Annotated in this window: 19 protein-coding genes and 1 tRNA gene; 3 read left to right on the top strand and 17 right to left on the bottom strand. The window is 65.8% G+C overall.

Annotation, left to right across the window (positions count from 1 at the left end):
* Positions 1-429: 429 nt before the first annotated feature.
* The 5 genes from ACA097_RS11265 to ribBA all read right to left on the bottom strand — a co-directional run bounded on the left by ACA097_RS11265 (position 430) and on the right by ribBA (position 5,825).
* Positions 430-1,569, bottom strand: a complete 1,140-nt coding sequence (locus ACA097_RS11265; protein ID WP_371370152.1) for an ABC transporter ATP-binding protein — start codon at positions 1,567-1,569, stop codon at positions 430-432.
* Positions 1,570-1,586: 17 nt separating this feature from the next.
* The gene (locus ACA097_RS11260; protein ID WP_043248384.1) at positions 1,587-2,396 is read right to left on the bottom strand and encodes an ABC transporter permease; all 810 of its coding nucleotides are present in this window, start codon (positions 2,394-2,396) and stop codon (positions 1,587-1,589) included.
* 6 nt (positions 2,397-2,402) lie between these two features.
* Positions 2,403-3,359: an ABC transporter permease gene (locus tag ACA097_RS11255; protein WP_371370151.1), complete on the bottom strand. Its 957-nt coding sequence runs from the start codon at positions 3,357-3,359 to the stop codon at positions 2,403-2,405.
* Positions 3,344-4,366, bottom strand: coding sequence for an ABC transporter substrate-binding protein (locus tag ACA097_RS11250; RefSeq protein ID WP_043248387.1), 1,023 nt, complete (start codon positions 4,364-4,366; stop codon positions 3,344-3,346). The genes ACA097_RS11255 and ACA097_RS11250 overlap by 16 nt, the downstream gene beginning before the upstream one ends.
* A gap of 328 nt (positions 4,367-4,694) precedes the next feature.
* Positions 4,695-5,825, bottom strand: a complete 1,131-nt coding sequence (ribBA, locus tag ACA097_RS11245) for a bifunctional 3,4-dihydroxy-2-butanone-4-phosphate synthase/GTP cyclohydrolase II (RefSeq protein ID WP_371370150.1) — start codon at positions 5,823-5,825, stop codon at positions 4,695-4,697.
* Between the two features lie 73 nt (positions 5,826-5,898).
* Between ribBA and ACA097_RS11240 the strand changes: the two genes are divergently transcribed.
* Complete coding sequence (locus tag ACA097_RS11240) at positions 5,899-6,192, top strand: DUF1330 domain-containing protein (protein WP_371370507.1); 294 nt, start codon at positions 5,899-5,901, stop codon at positions 6,190-6,192.
* Positions 6,193-6,328: 136 nt separating this feature from the next.
* Here the strand turns inward: ACA097_RS11240 and ACA097_RS11235 are convergent, their stop codons facing one another.
* From ACA097_RS11235 to ACA097_RS11185, 11 genes are all read right to left on the bottom strand, one after another.
* The gene (locus ACA097_RS11235) at positions 6,329-6,892 is read right to left on the bottom strand and encodes an NUDIX hydrolase (RefSeq protein WP_043248392.1); all 564 of its coding nucleotides are present in this window, start codon (positions 6,890-6,892) and stop codon (positions 6,329-6,331) included.
* A 4-nt stretch (positions 6,893-6,896) separates the two neighbouring features.
* Complete coding sequence (locus tag ACA097_RS11230; RefSeq protein ID WP_371370149.1) at positions 6,897-7,649, bottom strand: GntR family transcriptional regulator; 753 nt, start codon at positions 7,647-7,649, stop codon at positions 6,897-6,899.
* Positions 7,650-7,711: 62 nt separating this feature from the next.
* Positions 7,712-8,101, bottom strand: a complete 390-nt coding sequence (locus ACA097_RS11225; protein WP_043248395.1) for a carboxymuconolactone decarboxylase family protein — start codon at positions 8,099-8,101, stop codon at positions 7,712-7,714.
* Between the two features lie 90 nt (positions 8,102-8,191).
* Positions 8,192-8,677 (bottom strand): flavin reductase family protein, encoded by a 486-nt coding sequence (locus tag ACA097_RS11220; RefSeq protein ID WP_371370148.1) that lies wholly within the window; start codon positions 8,675-8,677, stop codon positions 8,192-8,194.
* Between the two features lie 11 nt (positions 8,678-8,688).
* On the bottom strand, positions 8,689-10,170 hold the full coding sequence (locus ACA097_RS11215; RefSeq protein WP_371370147.1) for an aldehyde dehydrogenase: 1,482 nt from the start codon (positions 10,168-10,170) through the stop codon (positions 8,689-8,691).
* Positions 10,167-11,000 (bottom strand): alpha/beta fold hydrolase, encoded by an 834-nt coding sequence (locus ACA097_RS11210; RefSeq protein ID WP_371370146.1) that lies wholly within the window; start codon positions 10,998-11,000, stop codon positions 10,167-10,169. Before ACA097_RS11210 ends, ACA097_RS11215 begins: the two co-directional genes overlap by 4 nt.
* Positions 11,001-11,025: 25 nt before the next feature.
* The gene (locus ACA097_RS11205; protein ID WP_043248403.1) at positions 11,026-11,616 is read right to left on the bottom strand and encodes an amino acid synthesis family protein; all 591 of its coding nucleotides are present in this window, start codon (positions 11,614-11,616) and stop codon (positions 11,026-11,028) included.
* A gap of 183 nt (positions 11,617-11,799) precedes the next feature.
* Positions 11,800-12,993, bottom strand: a complete 1,194-nt coding sequence (locus ACA097_RS11200; RefSeq protein ID WP_371370145.1) for an MFS transporter — start codon at positions 12,991-12,993, stop codon at positions 11,800-11,802.
* A 144-nt stretch (positions 12,994-13,137) separates the two neighbouring features.
* Positions 13,138-14,043, bottom strand: a complete 906-nt coding sequence (locus ACA097_RS11195) for a LysR family transcriptional regulator (RefSeq protein WP_371370144.1) — start codon at positions 14,041-14,043, stop codon at positions 13,138-13,140.
* 52 nt (positions 14,044-14,095) lie between these two features.
* A complete protein-coding gene (locus ACA097_RS11190; protein ID WP_371370143.1) occupies positions 14,096-15,541 on the bottom strand; it encodes a SulP family inorganic anion transporter in 1,446 nt (481 codons plus the stop codon).
* Positions 15,542-15,628: 87 nt separating this feature from the next.
* Positions 15,629-15,705, bottom strand: a tRNA-Arg gene (locus ACA097_RS11185).
* 661 nt (positions 15,706-16,366) lie between these two features.
* On the opposite strand from ACA097_RS11185, the gene gabD reads away from it, so the two are divergent.
* Entirely contained in the window at positions 16,367-17,818 is a 1,452-nt protein-coding gene (gabD, locus tag ACA097_RS11180) for an NADP-dependent succinate-semialdehyde dehydrogenase (RefSeq protein WP_043248418.1), read from the top strand.
* A gap of 195 nt (positions 17,819-18,013) precedes the next feature.
* The gene (gabT, locus tag ACA097_RS11175) at positions 18,014-19,294 is read left to right on the top strand and encodes a 4-aminobutyrate--2-oxoglutarate transaminase (protein WP_043248420.1); all 1,281 of its coding nucleotides are present in this window, start codon (positions 18,014-18,016) and stop codon (positions 19,292-19,294) included.
* A 117-nt stretch (positions 19,295-19,411) separates the two neighbouring features.
* On the opposite strand, the gene ACA097_RS11170 is transcribed toward gabT, so the two are convergent.
* Positions 19,412-20,833 (bottom strand): IS1182 family transposase, encoded by a 1,422-nt coding sequence (locus ACA097_RS11170; RefSeq protein WP_371370142.1) that lies wholly within the window; start codon positions 20,831-20,833, stop codon positions 19,412-19,414.
* Positions 20,834-20,847 lie beyond the last annotated feature (14 nt).

Here is a 20,847-nt window from a genome sequence, read left to right as displayed (position 1 = left end):
CGCAAGGCGCGCGCCCACCGGGAAATGCCGTTGCCCAGGTGGAATGTAGGCGCGGGCTTTGACTGCGATTCGCGCGCATGGCGCGCTCCTGCGGGGAGCGGTGTGGGTGGGAGCGTAGGAGCGTGTCTCATCCGCGATGCGCGCCGGAACCTCCGGCTATCGCGGACATGGTCCGCCTGTGTGGTTTCTGGGTCCCCGCGTTCGCGGGGATGACGAAGGGGAAAACGAATCTTAGTTCCGTCACTCCCGCGAACGCGGGAGCCCAGAAGACAGTTGCTCCTACCTCAGCGGACGGCGCGGTTTTTCGTAGGAGCGGGCTTCGGCGCAGCCGGCAAGGCGGCTGCTCGGAGTGCATCGGCCTGAATTCATCCAGGCGAAAAAAAGCCCCCGGCCGCCATAACGGCCGGGGGCGCAAGGGACATCAGGAAATCAGTGCGCGCCCTTGATCAGGTCGCTCTCGTTCCACTCGCTGTAGACGCAGGCATCGGCCGCGGCCCAACGCACGCGCACCGGGCTGCCCGGGTGCAGCGGCTGGGTGCCGGACAGCGCCTTGAGGGTCATTGGGGTGCCACCGGCGGTGACCACGCTGCAGGTCTGGCTTTCGCCGAGGAACACCACTTCCTGGACGGTCGCGCCGATCTCGTTCCAGCCGGCGGCCAGCGGTTGCGCGGCGGCCTGTTCGGCGGTCAGGGCAAGGGCTTTTTCCGGGCGGACCATCAGCACCAGCTCCTGGCCTTCGCGCAGGTTGGCGGTCGGGCGGATGCCCAGCACGCCGTTCTCGAAGCGCGCCGCGGCGTTGCCCTGGGCCTGCACGCGGAGGAAGTTGGAGTTGCCGAGGAAGGACGCGACGAAGGTGTTCGGCGGGTTCTGGTAGAGGTCGTAGCCGCTGCCCAGGCCGACGATCTTGCCGTGGCTGAAGATCGCGATGCGCTGCGACAGGCGCATGGCTTCTTCCTGGTCGTGGGTCACGTAGACGATGGTGATGCCCAGGCGACGGTGCAGGTGACGCAGCTCGTCCTGCAGGTCTTCGCGCAGTTTCTTGTCCAGCGCGCCGAGCGGTTCGTCCATCAGCAGGATGCGCGGTTCGTAGACCAGCGCGCGGGCGATCGCTACGCGCTGCTGCTGGCCACCGGAAAGCTGCGCCGGGCGACGATGGGCGAACTTCTCCAGCTGCACCAGCTTGAGCATGGCGTCGACACGACGCTCGCGGTCGTCGCCCTTCAGCTTGCGGATGTCCAGCGGGAAGCCGATGTTGTCGCGCACCGACAGGTGCGGGAACAGCGAGTAGCGCTGGAACACCATGCCGATGTCGCGCTTGTGCGGCGGCACGTTCACCAGCGACTTGCCCTCGACCAGGATCTCGCCGCTGCTGGGCGTCTCGAAGCCGGCCAGCATCGACAGCGTGGTGCTCTTGCCCGAGCCGCTGGAGCCGAGGAAGGTGAGGAACTCGCCGTCCTGGATCTCCAGGTTGATGTTGTCCACCGCGGCGAAGTCGCTGTAGTGCTTGTTCAGGTTGCGCAGGCTGACCAGGGTGCGGGGCTGTGCGGATTCTTGGATGACGGCACTCATTGTTGTTCTCCTCGCGCTCAGGCGCTGACTTCATTGCGCCGGCGCAGCACGGCGGCGGCGAGCATAACCAGGACGGACAGGCCGATCAGCAGCGTCGAGGCGACGGCGATCACCGGGGTCAGGTCCTGGCGCAGGGTGGTCCACATCTTCACCGGCAGGGTCTGCAGGGTCGGGCTGGCCATCATCACGCTGAGCACCACCTCGTCCCAGGAGACGAGGAAGGCGAACAGGCCGCCGGCGACCAGGCCCGGGCGGATCGCCGGGAAGGTCACCTTGAACACCGCCTGCAGGCGCGAGGCGCCGCAGATCACCGCCGCGTCCTCGATCGACTGATCGAACAGCTTCAGCGAGTTGATGATCGAGATGATGGTGAAGGGCAGGGCGACTATCACGTGGCTGACCACGAAGGCGAACAGCGTGCCGGTGTAGCCGAGCTTGAGGAACAGCGCATACACCGCCACGGCGATGATCACCAACGGCACGATCATCGGCAGGGTGAACAGCCCGTAGAGCAGTTCGCGGCCGGGGAACTTGCCACGCACCAAGGCGAAGGCGGTCGGCATGCCGAGGGCCACCGCGCAGATCGTGGTCAGCACCGCGACCTTGAGGCTGGCCAGGGCTGCCTGCATCCACTCGGGGTTGGAGAAGAACTGCGTGTACCACTTCAGGGTCCAGCCCGGTGGCGGGAACACCAGCCACTGCGAGGAACCAAACGACAGCAGCACGATGAACACGATGGGCAGCAGCAGGAACAGGGCGATGGCCGCTGTGACCAGGTAGAGCCCGCCGCGCAGGCGCGGGCCCATGGCATTGGGGGAGAGCAGCATGGCGGCTTACCTCGCGTTGCTGGCGCCGACCGGGGATTCCGGCTGCACTTTCAGGTAGACGTAGAACAGCACCAGGGTGATCAGGATCAGCAACGCCGCGGCGGCGCTGGCCAGGCCCCAGTTCAGGAAGGACTGCACCTGCTGGACGATGAACTCCGGCAGCATCATGTTCTGCGCGCCACCGAGCAGCGCCGGGGTGACGTAGTAACCCAGGGACATGACGAAGACCATCAGGCCACCGGAGAACAGCCCGGAGCGGCACAGCGGCAGGAACACCCGGAAGAAGTTGGTCCAGGGACTGGCGCCGCAGATGGAGCCGGCTTGCAGCACCATCGGGTCGATGGCGGCCATGGTCGCCTGCAGTGGCAGGACGATGAACGGGATCATGATGTAACTCATGCCGATCACCACACCGGTAAGGTTGTGCACCAGTTCCAGCGGCTGGTCGAAGATGCCCAGGGCCATCAGCACCTTGTTGATGACGCCTGAGGCCTGCAGCAACACCAGCCAGGAGTAGGTGCGCGCCAGGAGGCTGGTCCACATCGACAGCAGCACGATGTTCAGCAGCCAGCGGCCCCAGCCGCGCGGCACCAGGGTGATCGCCCAGGCCAGCGGGAAGCCCAGCAGCAGACTGATCAGGGTGACCAGGCCGCCAACCGCGAAGGTGTTGAACAGCACCCGCGAATAGGCCGAGTTGGCGAACAGCTGGGCATAGTTCTCAAAGCCCGGAGTGGGTTCGAGCACGCCGCGCAGCAGCAGGCCGATCAGCGGGGCGAGGAAGAACAGGCCGAGGAACAGCAGGGCCGGCAGCAGCTTGGCCGAACCGCGCCAACGCGAAACGCTGTGCTGCTGCGGCTTCATCGACGACCTCTTTTCGACCGCGTCGGCGGCGCGCGAGGCGCCGTCGACGGGAGTGGCAGGGCGGCCGTGGGAAGCGGCCGTCATCTTCACTTGACCAGCCATTCGTTCCACCGTGCCGCGATGGCCGGGCCGTTCTTGGCCCAGTACGCGTAATCGAGGGTGATCTGATCCTTAGCGTAGGCGGTCGGCAGATTGGGGGCGAGATCGCCCTTGAGCTGGCCGACACTGTCGAGGTTGACCGGGGCATAGGCGGTCAGGTTGGCGAAGTCGGCCTGGCCCTTGGCGCTGCTGGCTTCGGCCAGGAATTTCATGGCCGCGTCCTTGTTCTTCGAGCCCTTGGGAATGACCAGGAAATCGGCCATGACCAGGTTCTGCTTCCAGCTCACGCCGACCGGGGCGCCGTCCTGCTGCAGGGCGTAGACGCGGCCGTTCCAGAACTGGCCGAGGGTCGCTTCGCCGGAGGCCAGCAGTTGCTGGGATTGGGCGCCGCCGCCCCACCAGACGATGTCCTTCTTGATGGTGTCGAGCTTCTTGAAGGCGCGGTCGAGGTCCAGCGGATAGAGCTTGTCGGCGGGCACGCCGTCGGCCAGCAGGGCCAGTTCGAGCACGCCGGGGCTCGGCCACTTGTACAGCGCGCGCTTGCCCGGATACGTTTTGGTGTCGAACAGCGCGGTCCAGTCCTGCGGCGCCTTGCCGCCGACCTTGCCCTGGTTGAAGCCCAGGACGAAGGAGAAGTAGAAGGAGCCGACGCCATGGTCGGAGATGAAGCGCGGGTCGATGCGGTCGCGCTTGACGGTATTGAAGTCCAGTGGTTCCAGCAGGCCCTCGCTGGCGGCGCGAAGGGCGAAGTCAGCCTCGACGTCGACCACGTCCCACTGCACGTTGCCGCTCTCGACCATGGCCTTGAGCTTGCCGTAGTCGGTAGGGCCGTCCTGCACCACGGTAATGCCGCTGGCCTTGCTGAAGGGCTCGGCCCAGGCCTGCTTCTGGGCGTCCTGGGTAGTGCCACCCCAGCTGACGAAGCTGATGCTGTCGGCTGCGCTGGCGGCGCCGGCCAGACCCAGGGAGGCAGCGAGTACCGCTGCCACTGCACGTTTCTTGAACACCATCTACTTGCCCTCTTTCTTGTGTTTGTAGGAGGGCGGGCTTTTCGTGCCCGCTCATCTGGAGCAATGGCCTCGGGGGCCTGGCCGGTCGGTGGGGCGGTCCTCGAGGGATGCCCTGGCAGTGTTCGGCCTACGGAGTTCCATATTATGGTATTCCAAACTTTCTGCAAGCCTCCGGACGGGCGAAGGCTGCGCATGACTGCGTATGGCGGCCCCTCCGGTGGCCTTGACGCTCCTGCGCCTGAGCGTCAATTCACTGATTTACCTGGGATTTGTCAGCGCGCCTGGAGGCCCTGGGCTTGGACGACGGCCAGCGGGCGCCGACCGATGGTCATGCCTCGCTGGCTGGCTTCCAGTCGTCGAAAGGCACGCTTTCCACGACTTCCAGGCCGTAGCCCGTAAGACCGGCGTACTTCAGCGGCGGCCCCAGGTGGCGCAGCTTGCCGACTCCGAGGTCCTGGAGGATTTGCGCGCCGGTGCCGACTTCCGAATAGATGCGCGACTGCGATCGGGTGAACGGCCGGCTCGGCTGGGTCAGCTGCGGTACGCGCTCCAGGAGGGCCTGCGAGGATTCGTGGTTGGCCAGGACTATCACCACGCCGCGGCCTTCCTCGGCCACGCGTTGCAGCGCCGCCCACAGGGTCCAGTTCTTCGGCCCGGCGTACTCGGCGCCGACCAGGTCGCGCAGCGGGTCGATCACGTGGACGCGCACCAGCGTCGGCTCGTCGTGGGTGATCTCGCCCATCACCATGGCCATGTGTACGCCACCTTCGATGCGGTCCTCGAAGGTGACCAGGCGGAAGGTGCCATGCACGGTCGGCAGCTCGCGCTCGCCGATGCGCTGCACGGTGTGCTCGGTGCTCAGGCGGTAGTGGATGAGGTCGGCGATGGTGCCGATCTTGATCCCGTGCTGCCGGGCGAAGGCTTCCAGCTCAGGGCGACGGGCCATGCTGCCGTCGTCGTTCATCACTTCGACGATTATTGCAGCCGGCGTCAACCCGGCGAGGCGCGCCAGGTCGCAGCCGGCCTCGGTGTGCCCGGCGCGGGTGAGTACGCCGCCCTCGCGGGCGCGCAACGGGAAGATGTGCCCGGGCTGCACCAGGTCTTCGGCGCGGGCGCCCGGCGCTACCGCCACCTGGACGGTGCGCGCGCGGTCGGCCGCGGAGATGCCGGTGGTCACGCCGGTCGCGGCTTCGATGGATACCGTGAAGGCCGTGGAATAGGCGCTGCCATTGCTCGGCACCATCTGTTCGAGGCCCAGGCGCAGGCAGTGCTCCTCGGTCAGCGTCAGGCAGATCAGTCCGCGCGCCTCGCGGGCCATGAAGTTGATAGCTTCGGCGTTGCAGAACTCGGCGGCCAGCAGCAGGTCGCCCTCGTTCTCGCGGTCCTCGTCGTCCACCAGCAGCACCATGCGGCCTTGGCGGAAGTCTTCGATGATTTCTTGGGTGGTGTTGAACGGCATGTCGAGCTCCGGGTGGCAGGAATGAACTTATGGTATACCATCAGACGAAATGAGCCATCGCCGTGAGGTAACCATGAAGGCCTACTGGATCGCCCATGTGGACGTAACCGACCCTGATCAGTACAGCCAATACACGAGCCGCGCGCCTGCTGCCTTTGCCCTGTACGGAGGCCGCATGCTCGCTCGCGGCGGCCGTTCCCAGGCGATGGAAGGGCGCGAGACGCCGCAGCGCAGCGTGGTGATCGAGTTCGATTCCTACGAGCAGGCGCTGGCCTGCTACCACTCGGCGGAATACCAGGAAGCCTGCGCCAAGCGGCAGGGCGCAGCGAAGGCCGAGGTGATCATCGTCGAGGGGGTGGAGCCTTGAGGTGAGGGGCGCGGGATCGAGCGATCTCCGCTTGGACGGCGGCGTATGACCGCGAACGGTGTACGGCCCCACCTGCAGGAGCGGGCCATGTCCGCGAATCGCGGAGAAGGAGGTCATGCCACAGGCCGGCGGGCCCTCAGCGGATGAAGTGGATCTTCCCGCAGTCGTCGTTGCCCATGTAGATGCCGTACACCCCTGCCTGCCGCTCCTCGATGTAGCGCTCGAGGATCTGCCGGATCGCCGGGTAGTAGATCTGCTCCCAGGGGATTTCCTCGGGGGCGAAGAAGCGCCGGTCCAGGGTCTCCGGGCCGAATTCGTCGGCGATCTCCAGGACCTGGGCGCGGAAGATGATGTACACCTCGCTGATTCTCGGCACGCTGAAGATGGAGTAGGGCGAAAGGATCTCCGCGCGCACGCCGCTTTCTTCCCAGACTTCGCGCAGGGCCGCCTGCTCGGTGGTTTCGCCGCTTTCCATGAAACCGGCGGGCAGGGTCCAGGTGCCGGGGCGCGGAGGGATGGCGCGCTGGCACAGGAGATAACGGCCATCGCGCTCGATGATGCAGCCGGCTATGACCTTGGGATTCTCGTAGTGGATGTAGCCGCAGCCGCCGCACATCAGCCGCTCATGGGTGTCCCCGGGCGGCTGGCGGCGTTCCATCCGGTCGCCGCCGCATTGCGGGCAGAAGCGCGGCGCAGGCATGGCGTCAGCGACCTATGCGCGGCTCTTTGATGAGGATGGGGGTGGCGATCTCGCGGACCTTGCCGCCTTCTTCCTGCTTGGACCTGAGGTAGTCCAGCGCCACCTTTGCCGCTGCGCGCACGTGGTCCACCGAGGCCTGGTGCGCGGCCTGCGGGTCGCCGCTCTTGATCGCCGCGACGATCTTTTCCATCTCCTGGTTGCTTGCACCGCGGCGGTTGGCCTGGGATACCGAGGTGGCGCGCAGGTAGCTGATGCGCGCCTGCAGCTGGCGCAGCTGGGTGGCCGCGATGCGGTTGCCCGAGCCTTCCAGCAGTACGTCGTAGAAGCCCTGCACCGAATCCAGAACCTGCTGCAGGTCGCCGGTTTCGAGCGCCTCGCGGTTCTCGTCGAGGGCGCGCTCCAGGGCGCGGATGTCCTTGGCCTTGGCGTTCAGGGTGAACAGCTGGACGATCATGCCCTCGAGCACGCAGCGCAGCTCGTAGATGTCGCAGGCGTCTTCCAGGGTGATGATGGCGACGCGCGGACCCTTGGCGTCGGCGAATTCGACCAGGCCCTCGGACTCCAGATGGCGCAGCGCTTCGCGTACCGAGGTACGGCTGACGCCCAGGCGGTCGCAGAGGTCGCGCTCGACCAGGCGGTCGCCCGGCAGCAATTGGAAGTTGAGGATGGCGCCGCGCAGCTTGTCCAGCACAATCTCGCGCAGGGTCACGGGGTTGCGGTTGACCTTGAAGCTATCGTCGAGGGGCAAGCGTTTCATGTGGTCCGCTCTGGTTATGGCTGTCCGTAGGGATGAAGCGAGTCGGCCGGATCGTTCGCGGTTCAGCTCTGGGCTTCGGCCTCGGCCTCGGCGAAGGCCTCGCGGGCGATGCGGAAGCTGTCGACTGCCGCCGGCACACCGCAGTAGATGCCGACCTGGAGCAGGATCTCGCGAATCTGCTCGCGGCTCAGGCCGTTGCGCAGGGCGCCTCGGATGTGCAGCTTCAGTTCGTGCGGCCGGTTGAGGGCCGAAATCATCGCCAAGTTTATCATGCTGCGTTCTTTCAGCGACAAACCCTCGCGGCCCCAGACGTGGCCCCAGCAGTACTCTGTGACTAGCTCCTGCAGGGGCTTGCTGAAATCGTCGGCGTTCTGGATCGAGCGGTTCACGTAGGCCTCGCCCAGCACCTGGGTGCGGATCGCCAGGCCCTTCTCGTATTTCTCGTTGCTCATCGGAGTGTCCTCTTTAGACCGTCGTGGGCGCGGCAATGAAAAAAAAAAGGCCGCTGCCGAGGGAGGTGGCGAGCGGCCTTGAAACCTTTGTCAGGTGATCTGCGGCAAGGCACCGAGCTTGCCGCGGTGGTAAATCATCGGCACCACCTCCTGCTCGGGCAGGATCAGGTTCTTGACCGCTCCGACGATGATCGCGTGGTCGCCGCCGTCGTACTCGCGCCACAGCTCGCACTCGATGATCGCCGTGGCCTTGGCCAGCAGCGGGTTGCCCAGCTCGCTCAAGTGCCAGTCGATGCCCTTGGCCTTGTCCTTGCCCTTCTTGGCGAAAGCGTAGGCCTCGGCCTGCTGGTCGGCGCACAGCAGATGGATGGCGAACTGCTTGCTGTCGCGCAGGATCGGGTAGGTGTCGGAGGCGTAGTTCGGGCAGAACAGCACCAGCGCCGGGTCGATCGACAACGCGCTGAAAGCGCTGGCGGTGATGCCGACGATTTCACCCTCGGGGTCCAACGTGGTGACCACGGTTACGCCCGAAGGGAAGGAGCCCATGACTTCCTTGTAGATTCCGGGTTCGATCATGGCGATTCTCCTCAGCGCATCACGAAAGGATCGGGCATCGGCGCCTGCGAGAGGTTGATCCACACCGTCTTCAGTTCGGTGTAGGCCAGCACCGAGTCGATGCCGCTCTCGCGGCCGTAGCCGCTCTGGTGGAAGCCGCCGATCGGCGCCATGGCCGAGACCGCGCGGTAGGTGTTGACCCAGATGATCCCAGAGCGCACGTCGCGCGCCAGGCGATGGGCGCGGCCCAGGTCGCGGGTCCAGATGCCTGCGGCCAGGCCGTACTGCGAGTCGTTGGCCAGGGCCAGGGCTTCGCCTTCGTCCTTGAACGGAATGACCGAGGCGACGGGGCCGAAGACCTCTTCCTGCATGATGCGCATGGAGTGGCTGTCGCAGGCGAACAGGGTCGGCTCGTAATACCAGCCATCGCCCTTGCCCTCGGGACGCTTGCCGCCCATGAGCAAGCGCGCGCCCTCGGCGTTGGCCGCGGCCACCAGGCCCTCGACCACAGCAAGCTGCTGCTCGGTGGCCATGGGGCCCATCTCGCTGGCGTCGTCTTGCGGGTTGCCGATGCGGATGCGCTTGGCGCGCTCGATCAGGCGGGCGACGAATTCGTCGTAGATCTCTTCCTGCACCAGTAGGCGCGAGCCGGCCACGCAGCTCTGCCCGGTGGCGGCATAGATGCCGGCGACCGCACCGTTGATGGCGCTATCCAGGTCGGCGTCGGCAAAGATGATGTTCGGCGACTTGCCGCCCAGCTCCAGGGACAGCTTGGCGAAGTTCTCCGCGCTGCTGCGCACCACGTGGCGAGCGGTAGCGGCGCCGCCGGTGAAGGCGATCTTGCGCACCAGCGGATGGCGGGTCAGTGCTGCGCCGGTGCTGGGGCCGAAGCCGGTGACCACGTTGACCACGCCCGCCGGGATGCCGGCTTCGATGGCAAGGCGCGCCAGTTCGAGGATGGTCGCCGAGGCATGCTCGGAAGGCTTGAGGACGATGGTGTTGCCGGCGGCCAGGGCCGGGGCCAGCTTGATCGCGGTGAGGTACAGCGGGCTGTTCCAGGGGATGATCCCGGCGACCACGCCCAGCGGCTCGTGCACCGTGTAGGCGAACAGGTCCGGCTTGTCGAGCGGCAGGGTGCCGCCTTCAAGCTTGTCGGCCAGACCCGCGGTGTAGTGGAAGAACTCCGGCAGATAGCCGACCTGGCCGCGGGTCTCACGGATCAGCTTGCCGTTGTCGCGGCTTTCCAGCTGGGCCAGGTGTTCCTTGTTCTCGGCGATCAGGTCGCCCAGGCGGCGTAGCAGCTTGCCGCGGGCGGTGGCGCTGAGCTTGCGCCAGGCGGGGTTCTCGAAGGCCTTCTGCGCGGCCTGCACGGCGCGCTCGACGTCCTCTTCGGCGGCGTCGGGCAGCTCGGCCCAGGGCTTGGCGCTGGACGGGTCGAGGCTTTCGAAGGTCTTGCCGGAAAGTGCATCGACCCATTGGCCGTCGATGCACATCTGGAAGCGGGCGAGTGTCATGCGACTATCCCCTTGATCGAATTCTGTTGGCTCATGGCCTGCTGCAGGAAGTCCAGCAGAACCTGGTTGACCAGGCGCGGCGACTCCACTGGCATCATGTGGCGTTGCTCGTCGAGCACCGCGACCTGCGCACCCGGAATGCGGGCAGCGAGTTGACGGGCCATCTCCGGCGTCGAGCCGGGGTCCAGCTCGCCGGTCGCGACCAGGGTCGGTACGCGAATGCTGCCCAGGTCTTCTGCTCGATACATGTCCTGGGTGGCGAACAACTCGTAGGTCGTGAGGTAGCCCTGCGGATCGTTGCTCGCCAGGGTCTGGCGGATCGCGGCGATCTGCGCCGGGTTGGCCGCCTGGTACTCCCGGCTGAACCAGCGCGACAGGGCGGCCTCTGCGTTGGCATCCGGGCCGTGTTCGGCGGCCTGGCGGGTGCGCTCGATGACCCCGGCGCGCTGTTCGGCGCTCCGATTGAAGACGCTGTTGAGGATCACCAGGCCTTCCAGCTGCTCGGGGTGATGCAGCGCGAAGGCTCGGGCGACCAGGCCACCCATCGAGAAGCCGATCACCGTCGCTTGCGACACCTGCAGGTGTTCCAGCAGTTCGCGCAACTGCTCGGCGTAGCCGACCAGCCCGGTGCCCGGCTGCGGGCGCGGGCTGGCGCCGTGGCCGAGCATGTCGTAGGCAATGACCCGGTACTGCGGGGCCAGGCCGACGATCTGCCCGCCCCACATTTCCTTGTTCAGGCCCACGCCGTGGATCAGCACCACGGGGTGGCCTTCGCCGGTCTCCAGGTAGCTGGTGCCGGCCGGTGTCAGTTCAGCGGTGAGCCGAATCATGGAACGCTCCTGCCTAGGCCCTGGATCACTGGGCCTTCTCGGCGGCCAGTTCTTCCAGGTCGATGTAGCGGTTGCCGATGCGCGGATGCAGGCGGCCACCGTCGGCGGCGCCCAGGACCACGACGATCTCGTCGGCGCGCGGCGCGTCCTCGATCTGCATCTCCAGGGTGATGTAGTGCGAGCGCAGGCCCTCGTCGTCCTTGTGCATCATCGGGATCTGGATCGAGGTGCCCGGGCCGCCGCGCTTGTTGGTGAAGCTCAGGTAGCTCTTGGCATTCACCGCCTGGCGGTAGTGATTGCCGAAACGCAGGGTGTGGATGACCGCCGAAGCGTGCTCGATTTCGCCGTCGGCGCCGACCACGGCGGCCTTGCCGTAGGCCTCGATCTTGTCAGCACCGCCGATCAGCGCGGTCAGGCGCTCGACCATCAGCGCGCCCAGGTCGGAGCAGTTGGCGCGGATCTCCGGCTTGAGGTCCTCGACGAAGCCGCGGCCGGCCCAGGGGTTCTTGATCACCACGGCCAGACCGGCCATCGAGACGGGCTTGTCGGTCGCCTTGCCACCCTCGATGAAGGTCTCTTCGACGTAGCTGACGATCTTGCGAATTTCGAAGCTCATGAAGCACTCCTCTGCGTTTCTGTGCGATTTGGTCTGATGGTATACCATAATATTGAATGTGCAAGAGGCAGCAGGGGGCGGAGCCGGGGATTGGGCGACGGATGGTGTAGGAAATCTCTGTGGCGGCGGTGCCCGAAAACGACAAAGCCCGCCAACAGGCGGGCTTCGGGGCTTCCGGGGCGCTCAGCCGCGCTTGCTGGCGAACAGGAAGAGCAGCAATGCCAGCCCCGGCAGGCCGGCGCCGAGCAGGGCCACGCCAGTCCAGCCGAAGTGCTCGTAGAGCGGACTGGCGATGGCCGAGCCCATGGCGCCGCCGACGAAAATGCTGGTCATGTAGAGGGCGTTCAGGCGTGCCCGGCTGAGCGGCTCCAGGGTGTAGATGGTGCGCTGGCCCAGCACCATGTTCAGCTGCACGGCGAAATCAAGCAGGATTGCCGCCAGCACCAGGCCGAGCCAGCCCGGTCCCGGCACCAGCAGGCTCCCGGCCAGTGCCAATGGAGCAAGCAGCAGCGCTGCAAGGGTGGCCGGACGGGTGTGCCCGGCGTCGGCCAGGCGACCGGCGATGGGTGCTGCGATGGCGCCCACCGCGCCGACCAGGGCGAAAAGCGCAATCTGCGTCTGGTCCAGGCCGGCGTGGCGCATCAGCTCGATCGGCGAGGCGCTCCAGAACAGGCTGAAGCTGGCGAACATCAGGCCCTGGTAGAGCGCACGCTGGCGCAATGCCGGAAAGCGCCGCAGCAGGTGCCATAGCGAACCGAGCAGTTGGCCATAGCTGGTGCGATGGCTGGGCGTGTGGCGCGGAATGGTCAGGGCGATGGTCAGGCCGATGCCGATCATCAGCACCGCAGCGCCGAAGAACACCGTGCGCCAGCCGAAGTGCCCGGCCACCAGGCTGGCCAGCGGCCGCGCCAGCAGGATGCCGAGCAGCAGGCCGCTCATGATGTTGCCCACCACCCGGCCGCGCGAGGCTTCCGGCGCCAGGTGCGCGGCCAGCGGGATCAACATCTGCACCGACACTGAGCTCAGCCCGAGCAGCAGCGACAGCAGCAGGAAGGGGCCCGGCGCATGGCAGGTGGCGGCCAGCAGCAGGCAGACGAAAGCGGCGCCGGTGGTCAGCAGCATCAGTCGACGGTTCTCCAGCAGGTCGGCCAGCGGCACCAGCAGCAGGAGGCCGGCGGCGTAGCCGATCTGTGTGAGCGCGACTATCAGGCTGGCCTGGCGCGGCGCGAGGCCCACGTCCGGAGCGATCAGCTCGATGATTGGTTGCGCGTAATAGAGGTTGGCGACTATGGCGCCGCAGCAGAAGGCGAACAGCAGCACCAAGGAGCGCGGCAGGCTATGGGTGGGCGCCAGTTCGGCGGTCATGGCGCTGTTCATGGGCGGGATCTCGGCGAGGACAGGGGATGCATGGAAGAGCCTCCTGAAGGCATGCGTGCAATGAGTGTCGCAATGCTGGGCCGTGGCGCCGGGAGGGAGAACCCGTCGCCCGCGCAAAGGGATTTTGCGCCGCTTCGAAAGCTCTCAGTAGACCGCCGCCAGCCGCTCCTCGACGAAGGCGATGAAGGCGCCGATACGCGCCGATGAGCGTTGCCCCGGCAGGTAGAGCGCGCTGATGGCGCTGCTGGACTGGTTAGGGTTGATCCGGTAGTCCGCCAGGACTCGCACCAGGCGCCCGGCGGCCACGTCCTCGCGCACCAGCCAGTCACCGAGCAGGGCCAGGCCATTACTGCCGATGGCGGCCTGGCGCAGGGCGTCGGCGTTATTGCTGCGCAGGCGACCGCGAACGGCGACCTGCAACGGCTCGTCGTCGTGGCAGAAGCGCCAATACTGGCGGGCATCGCCGAAGTCCAGGCACAGGCAATCGTGCTTGGCCAGGTCTGCTGGCGTTTCCGGCGTTCCGTGGGCCTGCAGGTAGGCGGGGCTCGCCACCAGCCAGCGCTCGAACTGGCCGAGGCCGCGCATCACCACGTCATCGCTGCGTAGCATGCCGCCCAGGCGGATCGACAGGTCGATCCGCGCGCTGAGAAGGTCGACGACCTCATCGCTGAGGATCAGAGTCAACTCCAGGCCGGGATGGCGCGCGAGGAAGCCGGACAGGTTTGGCAGGATCAGGTGCCGGCCGAACTCCACCGGCATGCTCACGCGCAGCGGTCCGCGCGCCTCCTCGCCGCGGTCGGCGACCAGCGCGTCGGCCTCGGCCAGCGCGTCGAGGATGTGCAGGGCCCGCGCGTGATAGGCCTGGCCGGCCTCGGTGACGGTGACCTGGCGGGTCGAGCGGTTGAGCAGGCTGACGCCCAGCTCCTGCTCCAGCGCATCCATCGCCCGCGTGACCGAGGAGGTGGCGATGCCCAGGCGCCGTGCGGCCGGGGAAAAGCCGCCGGCGTTAACCGTTTCGACGAAGAGCCTGAGGGCGGCCAGCTTGTCCATCCGGAGTCCTCGGTGGGGGAGGGAAGAGCGGCGAGTATAAGGCGCGCGTGCCTCACTTGTGCTCCACGCCGGCCCGCTTGAGCAACTGCTTGCAGCGCTCGGACAGATGCACCACACGCAGCTGCTTGCCGGCCTTGGCGTAGCGCTCGCGGAGGGTCTTGAGCGCGGCGACCGCCGAGTAGTCGACGAAGCTCAGGTGGCGGCAGTCCAGCGTCACCTGGAGCGGGTCGCCTGCCGGATCGAACTGGTTGAGGAAGGGCGTGCTGGAGGCGAAGAACAGCGTGCCGTGCAATTGGTACAGCTTGCTGCCGTCGGCTTCCAGGTGCGTGTCGGCGTACAGCTCGCGGGCGTGCTTCCAGGCGAAGTCCAGCGCGGCGATGACGATGCCGCAGAGCACTGCGACGGCCAGGTCGGTGAAGACGGTAATGATGGTCACCGCCGCGATCACCAGCACGTCGCTCGCCGGCACCTTGTTCCACACGCGCAGCGAGCCCCAGGCGAAGGTCTGCTGCGACACCACGAACATCACCCCTACCAGCGCGGCCAGCGGGATGCGCTCGATCAGCGGGGAGAGGAACAGCACGAAGAGCAGGATCATCACCCCGGCGACGATCCCGGAGACCCGGCCACGGCCGCCGGAGCTGAGGTTGATGACGGTCTGCCCGATCATCGCGCACCCGCCCATGCCGCCGAACGCCCCGGACACCAGGTTGGCGGCGCCGAGGGCCACGCACTCGCGGTCCGGGAAGCCGCGGCTTTCGGTGATCTCGTCGGTGAGGTTGAGGGTCAGCAGGGTTTCCAGCAGGCCGACCAGCGCCATCAGCAGCGCATAGGGGGCGACGATGCGCAGGGTTTCCAGGTTCCACGGCACCTGCGGTAGCGCGAAGCTCGGCAGGCCGCCGGCGATGTGCGCCATGTCGCCGAGGGTGCGCGTGGGTAGGCCGGCGAAGTGGGCCAATAGGCCGACGCTGAGAATCGCGGCGAGCGCGGGCGGTATCGCACGGGTCAGCTTCGGCAACAGGTAGACGACCGCCATGGTCAGGGCCACGAGGCCGAGCATCAGATACAGCGGCATCCCGCTGAGCCAGGCCCCGTCACGCTTGAAGTGCTCCAGCTGCGCCAACGCGATGATGATCGCCAGCCCGTTGACGAACCCCAGCATCACCGGGTGCGGCACCATCCGCACCAGCTTGCCCAGGCGCAGCAGGCCGAAAGCGATCATCGCCAACCCGCCGAGCACGACTGTGGCCAGCAAGTACTGCACGCCGTGCTGCACCACCAGCGCGACGATGACCACGGCCATCGACCCGGCCGCCCCGGAAACCATCCCCGGCCGCCCGCCGAAAAGGGCAGTCAGCGTGCAGATAAAGAAGGCGCCATAAAGCCCCATCAGCGGATTGAGATGGGCAACCAGGGCAAAGGCGATGCACTCGGGCACCAGGGCGAAAGAGGTGGTGAGTCCGGCCAGGACATCGGCGCGCAGGCGGGCAGGTTTCATGGCGTACCAGATCCGGTTGGGCGAGAACGAAAAAGCCCGCTCAGGGCGGGCTTCTCGGGGCTTCCAGCATGGCTGGAAACAGGCAGATGGCGCATCCGGCGGGATTCGAACCCACGACCCCTGCCTTCGGAGGGCAGTACTCTATCCAGCTGAGCTACGGATGCAGATGCCGCGGGGTGCGCGGCAGGCGGCAATCATACTCATGTCGTGCGTGGGCGTCCAATAGCAGTACGTTCGTTCATGATATCGAACGAAATGCGCCGTTGGTCGGTGAAGGCGCTCGGCAAAGGCCTTGCAACCTGATACTTTCGTTGATTTTCTCGAACGAGCTCTTGCCCTTTGCAGTCGAGGGCCCTAGGATTTCGTTTGAGATTTCAAACGCCCGAAAACCGCAACGACAGGAGACCGGGGAATTGGCATCACAGCAGCCGGCCACGTGCCTGCGAGATGACATTCTTCCGATGTGCCAACCGCTTGTCCCGAGTGACAGCAGGTCCCTGTGCGGCTTCCGTCGATCAGCGTACCGGAAGGTTGTGGCAGCGGCGTTTTCTCGGTTTCAACCAAGGATCTTCGCGTGAGCGCTTTCGAGCAGACCGGGCAATGGGCTCGGCCTGCGTTTGGCGTGTCCGCGTGCTGGATGAACTAAGAGCCGTTCATCCAGCGATCGCCCATATGAAGTGGCGAAGGCCGTCGGTGGCGCCGGCGGAGTTCGGTCAGGGCGATTGAACGGCAGGGGCGGATGCCTCTCCAATCCCAGACAACAAGACAGGCGGGGACTCGAGGTAGACCCGCCGTCGACAGGCTTTCCTCGAAAGGAGACAGATTATGCAACTCAATGATGCCAAGCTGTTCCGCCAACAGGCCTACATCGATGGTTCCTGGGTCGACGCCGACAGCGGCCAGACCATCAAGGTCAACAACCCGGCCACCAACGAGATCATCGGCAGCGTGCCGAAGATGGGCGCCGCCGAAACCCGCCGCGCCATCGAAGCCGCCGAGAAGGCCCTGCCGGCCTGGCGTTCGCTGACTGCCAAGGAGCGCGCCAACAAGCTGCGCCGCTGGTTTGAGCTGATGATCGAGAACCAGGACGACCTGGCTCGCCTGATGACCATCGAGCAGGGCAAGCCGCTGGCCGAAGCCAAGGGTGAGATCGCCTACGCCGCTTCCTTCCTCGAGTGGTTCGCCGAAGAAGCCAAGCGCGTCTACGGTGACACCATTCCGGGCCATCAGCCGGACAAGCGCCTGATCGTGATCAAGCAGCCGATCGGCGTGACCGCGGCGATCACCCCGTGGAACTTCCCGTCCGCGATGATCACCCGCAAAGCCGGCCCGGCCTTGGCCGCTGGCTGCACCATGGTCCTCAAGCCCGCTTCGCAGACCCCGTACTCCGCCCTGGCCCTGGCCGAACTGGCCGAGCGCGCCGGCATTCCGAAAGGCGTGTTCAGCGTGGTCACCGGCAGCGCCGGCGAAGTCGGCGGCGAGCTGACCGGCAACCCGATCGTGCGCAAGCTGACCTTCACCGGCTCGACCGAAATCGGTCGCCAGCTGATGGCAGAATGCGCCAAGGACATCAAGAAAGTGTCCCTGGAACTGGGCGGCAACGCTCCGTTCATCGTGTTCGACGATGCTGACCTGGACGCCGCCGTCGAAGGCGCGCTGATCTCCAAGTACCGCAACAACGGCCAGACCTGCGTGTGCGCCAACCGCCTGTACGTGCAGGACGGTGTGTACGACACCTTCGTCGAGAAGCTGAAGGTCGCCGTGGCCAAGCTGAACATCGGCAACGGCCTGGAGCAGGGCGTGACCACCGGTCCGCTGATCGATTCCAAGGCAGTGGCCAAGGTCGAAGAGCACATCGCCGACGCCGTTGGCAAAGGCGCCAAGATCGTTGCCGGCGGCAAGCCGCACGCCCTGGGCGGCACCTTCTTCGAGCCGACCATCCTGGTCGACGTACCGAAGAACGCCCTGGTGTCGAAGGACGAGACCTTCGGCCCGCTGGCTCCGGTGTTCCGCTTCAAGGACGAGGCCGACGTGATCGCCATGTCCAACGACACCGAGTTCGGCCTGGCTTCGTACTTCTACGCTCGCGACCTGGGTCGCGTGTTCCGCGTCGCCGAAGCGCTGGAATACGGCATGGTGGGTATCAACACCGGCCTGATCTCCAACGAAGTGGCGCCGTTTGGCGGCATCAAGGCCTCGGGCCTGGGCCGCGAAGGTTCGAAGTACGGCATCGAGGACTACCTCGAGGTCAAGTACCTCTGCCTCGGCGGTATCTGATTTCCGTGGGCGCGAAGGTGGCAGGCAAGAGCTGATAGCCACCCTCGCGTCGGCGTTTTCCGGTGGTGGCACCGGACTACCCATCCGGCGGGCCGCAAGTGCCTCGACAGTCGATCATCGTATGCTGTCGTGTGACGCTTCTCCCCGTCTTCATCCTTTGAGCAGGCCGACCGATGAGCGGCCACTGAGGAAGCTATGACCAAAACCAACGAATCCCTGCTGAAACGCCGTCAGGCCGCCGTACCGCGCGGTGTTGGCCAGATCCACCCGGTCGTCGCCGAGCGCGCCGAGAACTCCACCGTGTGGGACGTCGAAGGTCGTGAATACATCGACTTCGCTGGCGGCATCGCCGTACTGAACACCGGCCACCTGCACCCGAAAGTGGTCGCGGCCGTTCAGGAGCAACTGACCAAGCTGTCGCACACCTGCTTCCAGGTTCTGGCGTACGAGCCCTACATCGAGCTGGCCGAAGAGATCGCCAAGCGCGTTCCGGGCAACTTCCCGAAGAAGACCCTGCTGGTCACCTCCGGCTCCGAAGCCGTTGAGAACGCCGTCAAGATCGCTCGCGCTGCCACCGGCCGCGCTGGCGTGATCGCCTTCACCGGCGCCTACCACGGCCGTACCATGATGACCCTGGGCCTGACCGGCAAGGTCGTTCCGTACTCCGCTGGCATGGGCCTGATGCCGGGCGGCATCTTCCGCGCCCTGGCTCCGTGCGAGCTGCACGGCGTGAGCGAAGACGAGTCGATCGCCAGCATCGAGCGCATCTTCAAGAACGACGCCCAGCCGCAAGACATCGCTGCCATCATCATCGAGCCGGTTCAGGGCGAAGGTGGCTTCTACGTCAACTCCAAGCCCTTCATGCAGCGTCTGCGCGCCCTGTGCGACCAGCACGGCATCCTGCTGATCGCTGACGAAGTGCAGACCGGCGCTGGCCGTACCGGCACCTTCTTCGCCACCGAGCAGCTGGGCGTGGTACCGGACCTGACCACCTTCGCCAAGTCCGTTGGCGGCGGCTTCCCGATCTCCGGCGTCTGCGGCAAGGCCGAGATCATGGACGCCATCGCTCCCGGTGGCCTGGGCGGCACCTATGCCGGTAGCCCGATCGCCTGCGCCGCGGCCCTGGCCGTGCTGAAGGTGTTCGAGGAAGAGAAACTGCTGGAGCGTTCGCAAGCTGTCGGCGAAACCCTGAAAGCCGGTCTGCGCGAAATCCAGGCCAAGCACAAGGTGATCGGCGACGTCCGTGGCCTGGGTTCGATGGTCGCCATCGAGCTGTTCGAAGGCGGCGACGTGCACAAGCCGGCTGCCGAGCTGGTCAGCAAGATCGTTGTCCGTGCTCGCGAGAAGGGCCTGATCCTGCTCTCCTGCGGCACCTACTACAACGTCATTCGCTTCCTGATGCCGGTAACCATCCCGGACGCTCAGCTGCAGAAAGGCCTGGCCATCCTGGCCGAGTGCTTCGACGAACTGGCCTGATAAGGCTCGGTTCCGAGAACAAGGAGAAGGCCCGCGCAACAGGCTGTGTGAAAACACGCTGTGAGCAAGGCAAAACAAACGCCCCGACTGGTTCGGGGCGTTTGCTTTTCTGAGGGTTTATCCCATCAACTCGATCAGGCGACGCGCGCCGAGCACCTGAATCGCGCGTTTGAGGTTGTAGGCCTGTACTGCCAGGGCCATTTCCGTTCTGGCGCCCGCTAACTGCCGCAGCAGGAAGCGGCCGTTGCCGAATACCCACTGTTTCAAGTTGCCAAAGGGGTGTTCGACGATCGCTCGGCGCTTGGCCATCATCTCCGGCCGGGCCTTCAGGCGTTGCTGCATGCGCTCGAACGCTGATTCATGGGCATGACGGCTGAGATGACGACGCTGGCTATTCGTGCAACGCGCCTTCAAAGGGCAAGCGCGGCAGTCGCCGGCGATCGCATAAAGCCTCTCTGTGCCTCGTACCTGTTTGAGCGGGAGCCACTGGCCTGCCGGGCACTGATAGCGGTCATGATCCACGTCGTAGGTAAAGGCGCTGCGATCGAACAGCGCCGTGCCGTTGCCATGATTGTTAACGCCACGGTTCGGCGGCACATACGCGCTGATGCCTGCATCCTCGCACGCCTGGAATTGCTCGCCATTGGAGTAGCCGGCGTCCGCCGTGACCGTCAGTTGCGCCTGTTCCAGCACGGCTTGAGCGGCTTCCGCCATCGGCTGCAACTGGCGAGTGTCATTGCCATCCTGGGTCACCTCGTGGTGCAGCACCAAGCAATGCTTGTCATCGACGGCACTTTGCACGTTGTAGGCGACCCGTGCGCCCTGGTGAGTTCGCATCAACAGGGCATCGGCCTCGCCGATCACGAATTGCTCGAGCCCCTGGGCCTGCATCAGTACCTGGCAGGTCAGGTTGTCCGCGTGTTGAGCCTGCAACTGCTCCAGCGCAGTCTTCACGGCACTCCGGTCGACCCCATCGCCCGCTTCGGCGCGGTCGGCCTCATCCAGGTCGCTCAGATAGCGGGCTATCTCGGCCTCCAGCTTGGCTTGCTGACGCTTGAGCCGCGCCAGGCTCAGGTGCTTGCGCCGTGAAGCCACCGCCTGGAATTTGCTGCCATCGATGGCCACCAACTGACCACCGAGCAACCCGACCTGGCGGCAGAACTGCACGAAAGCACGACAGGTCGCCTGAAACGCCGAACCATTGTCTTTGCGGAAGTCGGCAATGGTCTTGAAGTCCGGCGACAGGCGACCCAGCAGCCACATCACTTCGACATTGCGCTGGCATTCGGCTTCCAGTCGGCGCGAGGAGCGAATTCGCTGGAAGTAGCCATACAGGTACAGCTTGAGCAAGTCGGCCGGATCATAGGCCGGGCGCCCCGTCCGGCTCGCCTGCGCCTTGCTGAAGCCCAGCCGCTGCAAATCCAACCGCGCCACGTAGGCCTCGATCACGCGGACCAGATGTTCTTCGGGAACCAACTCATCCAGCGACACTGGAAACAAGCTGCCCTGATCACGCCCTTCACCGCGGATATAGCCCATAAAAGACAATGCCC

The organism is Pseudomonas sp. QL9 (assembly GCF_041409665.1).
In the GTDB taxonomy this organism is placed as follows: Bacteria; Pseudomonadota; Gammaproteobacteria; order Pseudomonadales; family Pseudomonadaceae; genus Pseudomonas; species Pseudomonas knackmussii.
This window is presented reverse-complemented; position numbering and strand designations above follow the sequence as displayed.

Excerpts from the sequence above, each read along its gene's own strand:
- ACA097_RS11265 (WP_371370152.1), bottom strand. The coding sequence starts at position 1,569 with ATGAGTGCCGTCATCCAAGAATCCGCACAGCCCCGCACCCTGGTCAGC.
- ACA097_RS11260 (WP_043248384.1), bottom strand. The coding sequence starts at position 2,396 with ATGCTGCTCTCCCCCAATGCCATGGGCCCGCGCCTGCGCGGCGGGCTC.
- ACA097_RS11255 (WP_371370151.1), bottom strand. The coding sequence starts at position 3,359 with ATGGCTGGTCAAGTGAAGATGACGGCCGCTTCCCACGGCCGCCCTGCC.
- ACA097_RS11250 (WP_043248387.1), bottom strand. The coding sequence starts at position 4,366 with ATGGTGTTCAAGAAACGTGCAGTGGCAGCGGTACTCGCTGCCTCCCTG.
- ribBA (WP_371370150.1), bottom strand. The coding sequence starts at position 5,825 with ATGCCGTTCAACACCACCCAAGAAATCATCGAAGACTTCCGCCAAGGC.
- ACA097_RS11240 (WP_371370507.1), top strand. The coding sequence starts at position 5,899 with ATGAAGGCCTACTGGATCGCCCATGTGGACGTAACCGACCCTGATCAG.
- ACA097_RS11235 (WP_043248392.1), bottom strand. The coding sequence starts at position 6,892 with ATGCCTGCGCCGCGCTTCTGCCCGCAATGCGGCGGCGACCGGATGGAA.
- ACA097_RS11230 (WP_371370149.1), bottom strand. The coding sequence starts at position 7,649 with ATGAAACGCTTGCCCCTCGACGATAGCTTCAAGGTCAACCGCAACCCC.
- ACA097_RS11225 (WP_043248395.1), bottom strand. The coding sequence starts at position 8,101 with ATGAGCAACGAGAAATACGAGAAGGGCCTGGCGATCCGCACCCAGGTG.
- ACA097_RS11220 (WP_371370148.1), bottom strand. The coding sequence starts at position 8,677 with ATGATCGAACCCGGAATCTACAAGGAAGTCATGGGCTCCTTCCCTTCG.
- ACA097_RS11215 (WP_371370147.1), bottom strand. The coding sequence starts at position 10,170 with ATGACACTCGCCCGCTTCCAGATGTGCATCGACGGCCAATGGGTCGAT.
- ACA097_RS11210 (WP_371370146.1), bottom strand. The coding sequence starts at position 11,000 with ATGATTCGGCTCACCGCTGAACTGACACCGGCCGGCACCAGCTACCTG.
- ACA097_RS11205 (WP_043248403.1), bottom strand. The coding sequence starts at position 11,616 with ATGAGCTTCGAAATTCGCAAGATCGTCAGCTACGTCGAAGAGACCTTC.
- ACA097_RS11200 (WP_371370145.1), bottom strand. The coding sequence starts at position 12,993 with ATGAACAGCGCCATGACCGCCGAACTGGCGCCCACCCATAGCCTGCCG.
- ACA097_RS11195 (WP_371370144.1), bottom strand. The coding sequence starts at position 14,043 with ATGGACAAGCTGGCCGCCCTCAGGCTCTTCGTCGAAACGGTTAACGCC.
- ACA097_RS11190 (WP_371370143.1), bottom strand. The coding sequence starts at position 15,541 with ATGAAACCTGCCCGCCTGCGCGCCGATGTCCTGGCCGGACTCACCACC.
- gabD (WP_043248418.1), top strand. The coding sequence starts at position 16,367 with ATGCAACTCAATGATGCCAAGCTGTTCCGCCAACAGGCCTACATCGAT.
- gabT (WP_043248420.1), top strand. The coding sequence starts at position 18,014 with ATGACCAAAACCAACGAATCCCTGCTGAAACGCCGTCAGGCCGCCGTA.
- ACA097_RS11170 (WP_371370142.1), bottom strand. The coding sequence starts at position 20,833 with ATGGGCTATATCCGCGGTGAAGGGCGTGATCAGGGCAGCTTGTTTCCA.